The 7,623-nt window shown below is 72.4% G+C and carries 5 protein-coding genes and 1 CRISPR repeat array; of the genes, 3 read left to right on the top strand and 2 right to left on the bottom strand.

Features of this window, described 5'->3' with window-relative positions; genetic code table 11:
• Positions 1–28: 28 nt before the first annotated feature.
• Positions 29–547: a CRISPR direct-repeat array (repeat unit 30 nt; unit sequence GGGACCATCCCCGCGTGCGCGGGGAGCACC).
• Between the two features lie 196 nt (positions 548–743).
• Positions 744–1,208, bottom strand: coding sequence for a MarR family transcriptional regulator (locus ACFWTE_RS06475; protein ID WP_378778304.1), 465 nt, complete (start codon positions 1,206–1,208; stop codon positions 744–746).
• Positions 1,209–1,377: 169 nt separating this feature from the next.
• Positions 1,378–2,133, bottom strand: coding sequence for an SDR family NAD(P)-dependent oxidoreductase (locus tag ACFWTE_RS06470; RefSeq protein ID WP_378778303.1), 756 nt, complete (start codon positions 2,131–2,133; stop codon positions 1,378–1,380).
• A gap of 193 nt (positions 2,134–2,326) precedes the next feature.
• Between ACFWTE_RS06470 and ACFWTE_RS06465 the strand changes: the two genes are divergently transcribed.
• The 3 genes from ACFWTE_RS06465 (at position 2,327) to ACFWTE_RS06455 (ending at position 7,597) form a co-directional block, all read left to right on the top strand.
• On the top strand, positions 2,327–3,580 hold the full coding sequence (locus ACFWTE_RS06465) for an MFS transporter (RefSeq protein WP_378778302.1): 1,254 nt from the start codon (positions 2,327–2,329) through the stop codon (positions 3,578–3,580).
• 257 nt (positions 3,581–3,837) lie between these two features.
• Complete coding sequence (locus ACFWTE_RS06460) at positions 3,838–4,872, top strand: nitronate monooxygenase (protein WP_378778301.1); 1,035 nt, start codon at positions 3,838–3,840, stop codon at positions 4,870–4,872.
• Positions 4,873–5,053: 181 nt separating this feature from the next.
• Positions 5,054–7,597: a penicillin acylase family protein gene (locus tag ACFWTE_RS06455; protein WP_378778378.1), complete on the top strand. Its 2,544-nt coding sequence runs from the start codon at positions 5,054–5,056 to the stop codon at positions 7,595–7,597.
• The last annotated feature ends 26 nt before the right edge of the window (positions 7,598–7,623 follow it).

Here is a 7,623-nt window from a genome sequence, read left to right as displayed (position 1 = left end):
CCGGGCGGCCCGACCCCGTCAAACGGCTGGGACCATCCCCGCGTGCGCGGGGAGCACCAGTTCCTGACCGCGAGCGAGGCGGCCGACCAGGGACCATCCCCGCGTGCGCGGGGAGCACCGCACGGCACGGCCTTCGAGCCGCCCGTGGATGGGACCATCCCCGCGTGCGCGGGGAGCACTGAACCTCAGCGGCGGTCAGAACGTGCTCGCCGGGACCATCCCCGCGTGCGCGGGGAGCACCGCCGTGGGGGGCCTGGGTGCGGTCACGCTCGGGGACCATCCCCGCGTGCGCGGGGAGCACCCCATCTGCATCTTCCTGCTGCTGGTCCTGTGGGGACCATCCCCGCGTGCGCGGGGAGCACCCGCTCGGTAGGGGCGGGCACTCCCGGGGGGAGGGACCATCCCCGCGTGCGCGGGGAGCACCCGTCCACCTCCTCGTAGGAGCGCGCCTTCGGGGGACCATCCCCGCGTGCGCGGGGAGCACGCCGACCGGGGTCGCCTCCTCGATCGGGGTGCGGGGACCATCCCCGCGTGCGCGGGGAGCACCCTCACCGAACTGGCGTCTTACCAGTGGCAAGCAGTCGTTTTTGCAACTTGTCGAAAGTCGGACACCAGCACCGAAAGACCTCGAATGCCCAGGATTGGGATGATTTCAGCGAAGGCTTCATGCCTCTGCCCACGCGCCGATCATCCCTCATCGCCGTGCCGGGCGCATCCGGGAAGGCACACCCCGATGTCGGAGGTCAGGCCGCGCCGCCGGTGTTGCGGATCATCTGCTGGAGCACCTTGAGGGCGGTGACGTAGTCGGCGTCGTCGATCCCCTGGTGGATCGCGTCGCGGATCGCCGGGGCGTTCCGCTTGAGGTCGGTACGGGCCTTTTCCCCCGCCTCGGTGATCCACAGCCGTCCTTCGCCGTCGCGGGTCAGCCAGCCGCGCCCGAGCAGCACCTGCGACTCCGCCGCGAGATCGTCCTCGGGCCTGACGTAGGAGTCCATGGCCTGGCGCAGTTCGGGAACGGTCCTCCCCCGGCCGTCGGGCGAGAGGTCGTTCTCCGACAGGTTGCGCAGCAGCCAGAACTGGGGCTGGGTGTAACCGAGTTCGGCTTGGCGCGCACGGGTGAACGCGATGAGGGCCTCGTAGGCGACCCCGGTCCAGTACGCGGCCGGCTGGGCCGCGAGTCCGGCGTCGGAGGGGTTCTGCGTCGTCATGTACGGGGCCTTCCACGGAGGGGCGGGTGATGCCCACACCATAGAACCTCAATATTAGTTGAGATCAAGCCCCCGGAACGGCAGGGCCCAGAACCCCTTCGGCAGCATCTGGTGGGTGATGGTCCGGGCCGGGCAGGCCGCGCCGGACCGGCGATCCGGGTCCTGGCGGCTACTCCTTGATCCGGTGGACCTTGTGCTGGGCGGCCTGGGCGCGCGGGCGCACCACCATGAGGTCGATGTTCACGTGCGGGGGCCGGGTGACCGCCCACACGATGGTGTCCGCGACGTCCTCGGCGCTGAGCGGGTCGGGCACGCCCGCGTAGACCGCGTCGGCCCCGGCCGCGTCCCCCCGCAGGCGGTTGAGGGAGAACTCCTCGGTCCTGACCATCCCCGGGGCGACCTCCAGCACCCGGACGGGTTCGCCGCACAGCTCCAGGCGGAGGGTGGCGGCGACGGTGTGCGCGCCGTGCTTGGCGGCCACGTAACCGCCCCCGCCCTCGTAGACCACGTGCCCGGCCACCGAGGAGACCACCAGGACGGTCCCGTCACCACTGGCGATGAGGGCGGGCAGCAGCGCCTGGGTCATGTTGAGGACGCCGATGACGTTGACCTCGTACATGGCCCGCCAGTCGGCGGGGTCGGCGGTGGCGACGGTCTCGGTGCCGATGGCGCCGCCCGCGTTGTTCACCAGCACGTCGCAGGCGCCCAGGGACTCCGCGAACGCGTCGACCGCCGGGCGGTCGGTGACGTCCAGGACGTGGGCGCGGGCGCGGTGGCCCTCCTTGAGCAGTTCCTCGGCCAGCGCCTCGACGCGGTCCGCGCGCCGGGCGACGAGGACCACCTCGTAGCCCTTCGCCGCCAGTCCGCGCGCGGTGGCGGCCCCGATCCCGCTGCTGGCTCCGGTGACGACCGCGGTCGCTGTCATGGTGGTTTCCTCCCCGGGAAGCTGCTTGTCGCGCAGAGCGTATCCGGTGGAGGCGCGGGTCGGACCCGCGGGCCCGGTGCCGTTCCCGGGAAAGGGCTGCGGAAAAACGCTGTCCGGAACAGGGTGTGCGTGTTAGCGTCGGCGGAATTCACGCGCGGGGACGACGCGGTTCCCTCCGACGGAAGAACACCCCATGACCGTTGCGCCTTTACGGGAATCCTCCCTCCTCCTCCGATTCTCTCTTTTCGTCCTGACCGCGGCGATCGCCGATTTCCTTTTCGGCGCGGTGTTCGTCACGGTCCTCATGGCACGCGGGGTGGACCCGTGGCTCCTGGGTTCGGTGCTCGCCGCCGCGAACCTGGTCGGGCTGGTCGTCGAGGCCCCCAGCGGGGCCCTCGGGGACCGCTACGGGCACCGTCGGCTCATGGTGGTGGGGCTGGCCCTGTGGGGTGCGGGGTTCGCGGTGTTCGGCCTCGCCGACGCGCTCGCGTCGACGGCCCTGGGCCTGGGCCTGTGGGCGGTCGGCTACCACCTGTACTCGGGCACCCCGACCGCGCTCGTGGTCAACCGGATCGGCAGCCGCGACCGGGCGGCGCGGATCGCGCGGACGGTCCGGCACGGGCAGGTGGCGGGCAGGGGCGGCGGGGTCCTGGGTGCCGCCTCGGTCATGGTCGCGGGTACCTGGCTGCCCGCCGACCTGCTGGTCGCGGCGGGCGGGGGCCTCCTCGTCCTGCTGGCGGCGCTCGGCCCCGTGTGCTTTCCGCCGTCGCCGGGCCAGCCGGGGCGCCGGGTCCTGGCCATCGTCGTGGAGTCGGCCTCCCTGGTGGCGAGTGTCCGGTTCCTGCCCCTGGTGGCGCTGGTGGCGTCGATGGCCGTGGGCACCGCCCTTCTGGTGGTGTCCTGGCAGCCGATGCTGGTGGCCGCGTACGGCGACGACGTGCGGCTCAACGGACTGATGCTGCTGGTGATGACGGCGGCGCTGGTGGCGGGCGCCCTGTGCGCGAGGTTCGTGGACCGCCGGGACCCGCGGCTGTGGGCTCCGGCGTTCGCGACCCTGGTGGGCGCGCCCGTGGCCCTGGCCGCGCACGGATCGGTGCCCCTGCCGGTCGGCCTCGTCGCGGGCGAACTCCTGATCGGGCTGACGGGCGTGCTGATGGGCGTGTGGCAGCAGACCATGTTCACCGACGCCAACCGCAACACCATGTTCTCGATGCTGGCGATGGTCGGCGCCGTCTTCGTCATGGTGACGACCCTGTCGTTCGGGTGGATGTGGGAGCTGTTCGGCATGGGTCGGGCGACGGCGGTGCTGGCCGCGACCGGCGTGCTCCTGGCGGTGGCGTCGGCGGTGCTGGCCCGGGTCGTCCCGGGGGCGACGCGGCACGCCGAGGACGTGGGAACCGCCGAGGGGGCCCGGTCCGTGCCGGAGGCCGACGAGCGGAGCGGGTGAGTCCACGCCCTTTTCCAGCCCCCGTTTTCTCCCGGGCTCCCTTTTCCCTGGAAAGGTGTCGGAGGGTGTCCGAAAAGGGGTGTCGGGCCGCTCTGGAAAGGGTGTCACCGCCTCGCTCGCGGGGCACCGACAGAGGGAGGATATGTGACCCCCCTCACCACCAGTGGGTGCCGTCGCCCGTTCGACACGGGTGTGGGTGAAACCCCGGAAACGGGGGTCGGTAGCATTTCCCGCACATCCGGGGAAAGCGGGGACACATGAGTCTGGCGGAACTACTGCGGGAGCGCCCGATCGTCCAGGCGCCGATGGCGGGTGGCGGCTCCACACCCGCCATGGTGAGTGCCGTGGCGGGGGCGGGCGGGGTCGGGTTCCTCGCCGCCGGCTACCTCGCCCCCGACGCGGTCCGCGACCAGATCCGGCAGGTGCGGGACGCGGGGGTCACGGCGTTCGGTGTGAACGTGTTCGTGCCCGGGCCTCCCGCGGCCCCGGGCGTGGCCGCGGCCCACCGGCGGCGGCTGGCCCCCGAGGCCGGACGCCACGGGGTGGCGGTCGGCGAACCGGTGCACGACGACGACGCGTGGGCGGCCAAGATCGACCTGCTGGTGGCGTCCCCGGTCCCGGTCGTCGGGTTCACGTTCGGCTGCCCCGACTCCGAGGTCCTCGGCCGGCTGCGCGCCGTCGGAACCGCCACCGTGGTCACGGTGACCACGGTCGAGGAGGCCCGGACCGCGGTGGCGAGCGGCGCCGACGGGGTGTGCGCCCAGGGCCTGGAGGCGGGTGGGCACCGGGCGTCGTTCGACCCGACCCGGGGCGGGGACCGTCCGCTGCTCGACCTGCTCGCCGACGTGGTCCCGGCCGTGGACGTGCCGGTGGTCGCCGCCGGCGGCGTCATGACCGGGGAGGATGTCGCCCGCGTCCTCGGCGCGGGTGCGGCCGCGGCGCAACTGGGGACCGCGTTCCTGCGCTGCCCGGAGAGCGGTGCCAACCCCTGGCACAAGGCGGCGCTGGCCGACCCGGCCTTCGGCGAGACCGATGTGACCTGGGCTTTCACGGGGCGTCCGGCGCGGGGGCTGGTCAACCGGTTCGTCACCGAGCACCCCGAGACACCGTACGCCTACCCGGATGTGCACCACATGACCAGGCCGCTGCGCGCGGCCGCGGCGAGCGCGGCGGACACCGGGGGGATGGCCCTGTGGGCGGGGCAGGGGTTCCGCCGGGCCACTGACCACCCGGCGGCCGAGGTCGTGGCGCGGCTGCGCCGCGAGGCCGCCGGAGCGGGGGCCCGGGTCTGACACGAGGCGGTCCGGCGCCGGGGACCGCCGCCGGGGACGCGGCGACCCCTCCCCGCCGCACCCCTCCCGTTCCTCGGGGCCCGGCACAGCCCGGCGTACCAGTTGGTAACAGATTGGGCCCACACGCCCTGACCTCTAGAGCCTGTGACCTCGGGCACTCTAGGGTTCCGCCATGGGTGTAATGCGTAAGCGTGTGCTTGTTCGTGTACTTCTGGGCTTTCTGGCAACCGTGACGGCTCTGGTCCTCGTCGCCGCGCTCCTCGGGGTGTGGACCGTCCGGCGATCGTTCCCGGAGACCTCGGGCGAGCTCTCCGTGCCGGGCCTGGAGTCCTCGGTCACCGTGCTGCGCGACGGCAACGGCGTCGCGCACGTCTACGCCGACAACACCCACGACCTCTTCATGGCCCAGGGGTTCACCCACGCCCAGGACAGGTTCTGGGAGATGGACTTCCGCCGCCACGTCACGGGGGGCCGGACCGCCGAGCTGTTCGGTCCCGACCAGGTGGACACCGACGCCTACCTGCGCACCATGGGCTGGCGGCACGTCGCCGAGCAGGAGTACGAGCTCCTGACCCCCGAGACGCAGAGCTACCTCGACTCCTACGCGGCCGGGGTCAACGCGTGGCTGGACGGGCACGACGGCGCCGCGGCAAGCCTGGAGTACGGCCTGCTGGCCGTGCTCAACGGAGGGCACACCATCGAGGAGTGGAGCCCTGTCGACAGTCTCGCCTGGCTCAAGGCCATGGCCTGGGATCTGGGCGGCAACATGCAGGAGGAGACCGAGCGCGCCCAACTCCTCGACGCCGGGCTGACCCAGGAACAGGTCGAGGAGCTCTACCCGGTCTACCCCTTCGACGAGCACGAGCCCATCACGGACACCGACGAGCACATCGTCCCGGGTGAGGAGGGCGCCTCCGAGGACGGCCTCCCGGAGGGTGACGAGCGCCGCGCCCCCGAGCTCCCCGACGAGGCCGTCCCGGCCCTGACCGGGGTGGCGGACGCCGCGGCGACGCTGCCGCGCATGCTCGGCCCCAGCACCAGCCCCGACCTGGGCTCCAACTCGTGGGTGGTGGGCGGCGAGCACACCGGGAGCGGACTTCCCCTGCTCGCCAACGACCCCCACCTGGGCGCGTCGATGCCGTCCACCTGGTACCAGATCGGGCTGCACTGCACGGAGATCACCGACGCCTGCCCGTTCGACGTCAGCGGGTTCAGCTTCTCCGGCCTGCCCGGCGTGGTGATCGGGCAGAACGAGTCGATCGCGTGGGGGTTCACCAACCTCAACCCCGACGTCATGGACCTGTTCGTCGAGCAGATCGACGGCGACGGCTACGTGGTCGACGGTGAGACCCTGCCGTTGGAGACCCGCGAGGAGACCATCGGGGTCGCGGGCGGCGACGACGTCGACATCGTCGTCCGCTCCACCCACCACGGTCCGCTGATGTCCGACACCGCCGTGGGAGAGGGTCTGGCGGCGGTCGCCGAGGACCCCGGCCTGGAGGGTGCGGACGGCGACGAGTACGCCGTCTCCCTCCAGTGGACCGCGCTGAGCCCGGGCACCACGGCGGACGCGATCTTCACGCTGAACAGGGCCCGTGACTGGGACGGCTTCCGGGAGGCCGCCGGCCAGTTCGACGTCCCCGCGCAGAACCTCGTCTACGCCGACAACGAGGGCAACATCGGCTACCAGGCCCCCGGTGCGGTACCGGTCCGCGGCAAGGGCGACGGCCGCTACCCGGCCCCCGGCTGGGACTCGGACTACGACTGGGCGGAGTACGTCCCCTTCGACGAGCTACCGAGCGTGTACAACCCCGAGTCGGGCGTCATCGTCACCGCGAACCAGGCGGGCGTGGACGCCGACTACGAGCACATGCTCACCGACGACTGGGACTACGGCTACCGGTCTCAACGGATCAACGACCTGCTGGACGAGGCGCTCACCGACGGGCCGGTCAACGGGGAGGACATGTCGGACATCCACATGGACTCGTTCCACGGCGGGGCCGTCGACGTCGTCCCCTACCTGCTGGAGGCCGACGTGGAGGGGACCACCGCGCGGGCCCAGGAGCAGCTGCGGGACTGGGACCTGTTCACCGCACGGGACTCGTCCGGGGCCGCGTTCTACCAGGCCACCTGGCGGCACCTGCTGCCGATCCTGTTCGACGAGCTGGAGCCGTACGAGATGAGCGGCAACTCACGCGGGATGTACGTGGTGGCCGGGCTGCTCGACGACCCCGACTCCGACTGGTGGCAGGGAGGGGAGGCGGACGGGCGCGACGAAGTGCTGGCCGCCGCGATGGACGCCGCCGCGGCGGAGCTGGCGGACCTGCTGGGCGAGGACCCCGCCGACTGGCGCTGGGGCGACCTGCACACCCTCACCGCGACCCACGAGTCGTTCGGCACGTCGGGCATCGGCCCGGTCGAGTGGCTGTTCAACCGGGGCCCGGTGGAGAGCTCTGGCGGCTCCGCCATCGTGAACGCCACCGGTTGGAACACCTCCGAGGGGTACGGGATCACCGCCGTGCCGTCGATGCGGATGGTGGTGGACCTGTCCGACCGGGACGCGTCCACCTGGATCCACCTCACCGGCAACTCCGGCCACGCCTTCCACCCCCACTACGACGACCAGCTGGAGCCGTGGAGCGAGGGAGGGACCCTCCCGTTCGCGGTCACCGAGGAGGCGGTCCGCGAGGCCGCCGTGGACGAGCTGGTCCTCGCCCCGTAGGGGGCGCGCACGCACGGAGGGTCCTC

Source organism: Nocardiopsis sp. NPDC058631 (assembly GCF_042716955.1).
Taxonomy (GTDB): domain Bacteria; phylum Actinomycetota; class Actinomycetes; order Streptosporangiales; family Streptosporangiaceae; genus Nocardiopsis.
This window is presented reverse-complemented; position numbering and strand designations above follow the sequence as displayed.